Raw genomic sequence first — 3,340 nt, forward strand, 5'->3', positions numbered from 1 at the left:
CCTCCCCAGCATACACAGGTAATCCCTCCGCTTCGCCATAGGATGAAGTATGTATGGCCTGAACCATTGTTACATGTACATCATTTAGCGAAGCGCTCCCGCCGAAATTAATCGGAAAAACATTTTTCATTCCCTTTTGAAGAAGAATCATGGCTAAATCATACTGTGCAACAATCATGATATCTGGTTTATATTGAATAAATTTAGATAAACCGCTGGTATGATCTAAATGGCCATGAGTCAAAAAAACTGCATCTATTGATTTGTAAAAATCTGCATGATCTAACTCCTTTGCAAAACCAGGATTCATATCGAAAAACGGATCAATCAGATAATTTTTTCCTGTTTTGCTTTTCAATACATACATCGCATGACCTAAACGCCATATTTTCATATATAGCCTCCTCGTAAAGCGGATTATTATCCTCTATGAATAAACTTATGAAGACTTAGAGATTTTAATGTAACTTTTACTCCATTCTCCAAAAAAGTACAAATTCCACTTCCTCCTAATCTCACTATCCATAAAAATTACGTTTTTGATGTGTCCTTTTTATATTTACTTGTTTTTCCTTAAGTTAGGACCCATAGGGATAAAGACGATCAAAAAAATGGTCTGTCTCATCACAAAGCGATTATACATGCTATATAAGCGATTTAAACTCATTTGGCAAAGAACAATGGGAACAGGGAATGCATTGGTTAAAGCTTCCATTAACCAAGCCTGAGAGCGGAAACTAATTTTCGATAGCGTTTTCATTTTTACTATCAATGGTTTAGAGGGTGAAAATTTCGCTTATGGAGCAGATTATGCAATTGTTATAGTTTTTCGAAACTTCGTTATGATTGAGGCACTATGATCAGCTTGTCCAAGTTACCATCATCAGCTAATTACGAGGGAGTCTTTGCCGGCTTTATTGTATAACATAGATTGACCTGCATTTACGGTTTCAGCGCTGAAAATTTGTTCTTTGCTAGGAAACTAAATAAATATCTATTACTTTACTACCATTTATGAAATACGTAATATTCAGAACTTTATAACTAGTCTATAAATGGTATAATTTACTTGATTTTAATAAATTTAGGAGTCCTCTAATTGTTTTAGTCATTTTCTTATATTAATAATGGTTTACTATCAAAACTACAAATCTATTGGAGGTAAGCAATGAAAAACAAAAAAAGGTTTTTAAAAGTAGCCATGAGTACAGCTTTATCAATTCCTTTACTACTTAGTAGTACTATTACTTCTGCAGGTGAACTTACACAGGATGAAAATGGGAAAAATCACTCTTCTATACCTGAGATTGAGGTTATTGATGGAATGACCCAGCCAGTGTTTTCACATCAAGATGCGATTACAGAACGTATTTTTGTAGAAACGACTGTAGACAGTGATCGGGACGGTAATTTCGATCGGATTAGAGTTGATATTATGCGTCCAAAAGAAACCGAGGAAGGTTTGAAGGTACCTGTCATCTATGAAATGACTCCTTATCGATCTGGAATAAAGAATGTTCCTGTATATGATGTGGATGTAGAACACAATGCTGTTCCGAAAAAAGGAAAAGCCGGTGAAGATAGTGGCAAACCATATGCTGCCTATACAAATGATCGTTTTCCAACTTCATATGATAATTATTTCGTTCCTAGGGGTTATGCCGTTGTACTAGGCGAAAGCATCGGAACTGGTTTGTCGAATGGCTGTCCAACAACAGGTGATGAAAGTGAAATCCTTTCCACTCGTGCGGTTATTGATTGGTTAAATGGACGTGCCAATGCTTATACAGCAGATGGTGAACTAGTAACAGCTGATTGGACTACCGGAAATGTTGGTATGACAGGAGTTTCATATAACGGTACCCTCCCTAATGCTGTAGCAACCACAGGAGTAGAAGGATTAAAAACAATCGTTCCAATCGCTGCAATTAGTAGCTGGTATGAGTACTATCGTGCCAATGGGCTTGTTACAGCACCAGGAGGTTATCAAGGTGAAGATGCCGATAACATGGCGGAGGCTATTTTAACAAGGGCAAATCCAGAAGCCTGTAAACAAGTAATTGAGGAACTTACTGAAGGAATGGATCGTCAATCGGGTGATTACAATGAATTTTGGTCTAAGCGTGACTATGTAAAGGATGCTAAAAATATTGATGCAAGTGTATTTGTCGTGCATGGGTTAAATGACTGGAATGTAAAAACAAAACAATTCTCCGATTGGTGGAATGCCTTAGAGAAGAATAATGTCCCAAGAAAGTTGTTGTTACACCAAGGTGGACATGCTGGTCCTACCTCGTATAAAGCTGACTGGAATACTATGTTGAACAAATGGTTTGACTATTGGTTATATGATATTGAAAATGACATCATGGATGAGCCCATGGTTGACATTCAACGTGAAGATCGAAGTTGGACAACAGAGCAAAACTGGCCAGCTGTAGGCACTGTTCCAACAACACTACATCTACAACCAGATTCTACAAATGGTACAGGAACATTTAGCTTAAAACCTGTCCCAAACAAAAATAAGCAGGATCAGTATTTCATTGATAATCCTTTAATTAAAGCTAATGAGTTAGTAACAAATCTAGAAACGAACTCTGAGAATCGACTCGTTTACATGACACCAGCTCTTACAGAATCCGTTCGTATCAGTGGTACACCTAAGTTAGAAATCCGCGCAAGTATTGATCGACCTGTTGCAAACCTGACAGCTTTACTTGTAAACTACGGTGCTGATAAAACAGAAATAATTACTAGAGGCTGGATGGATGTACAAAACTTACATGATAAAACAAGATCAACTGCCTTAACACCGGGTCGTGAGTATACATTTACATGGGATATGCAGCCAGATGACTATGTATTTAACCCTGGAGATCGCCTCGGTATCGTTATCATTTCAAGCGATTATGATTATACAATTCGTCCAACAGCAGGAACGAAAATTTCAATTGACCCTGAGCGTAGCAAAATAATATTACCCATTGTTGGTGGACCTAAAGCGATAAATTGGGAGTAATGTAAAATAGTATAGCCTTTGCCAGTATGCCTGCCCCCTAGCCAATGTGCTAGAGGACAGGTTTCTCAATTATTATTTCATGTAATAAGAAGAAAGTTGCTTCCTAGTGTAGTTTTGGCCATGTGAATTTGAAGTAAAATCCCTTCAAAAAACACTCTCGCTTGTTGATTTTCTTGTCGAAGTTTTTTAATTTCGACAACATTAATTCACAATATTTACCATTTGATTACAACCTATTTAACAAGTTACATGTAGGGTATTGTCGATAAAAACATTAATTTTGCATCGTCGGTTGACAGAATATTCTATAAATAATAC

The 3,340-nt window shown here is 36.9% G+C and carries 2 protein-coding genes; one reads left to right on the top strand and one right to left on the bottom strand.

Features of this window, described 5'->3' with window-relative positions:
* Positions 1-394, bottom strand: a 394-nt coding sequence (locus V7149_RS14710; RefSeq protein ID WP_335346364.1) for an MBL fold metallo-hydrolase, incomplete at its 3' end; no start/stop codon positions are given.
* Between the two features lie 774 nt (positions 395-1,168).
* Here V7149_RS14710 and V7149_RS14715 point away from each other — a divergent pair.
* A complete protein-coding gene (locus V7149_RS14715; RefSeq protein WP_335346365.1) occupies positions 1,169-3,022 on the top strand; it encodes a Xaa-Pro dipeptidyl-peptidase in 1,854 nt (617 codons plus the stop codon).
* The last annotated feature ends 318 nt before the right edge of the window (positions 3,023-3,340 follow it).

Source organism: Bacillus sp. JJ1503, assembly GCF_036965125.1.
In the GTDB taxonomy this organism is placed as follows: domain Bacteria; phylum Bacillota; class Bacilli; order Bacillales; family Cytobacillaceae; genus Cytobacillus.

Excerpts from the sequence above, each read along its gene's own strand:
- V7149_RS14715 (WP_335346365.1), top strand. The coding sequence starts at position 1,169 with ATGAAAAACAAAAAAAGGTTTTTAAAAGTAGCCATGAGTACAGCTTTA.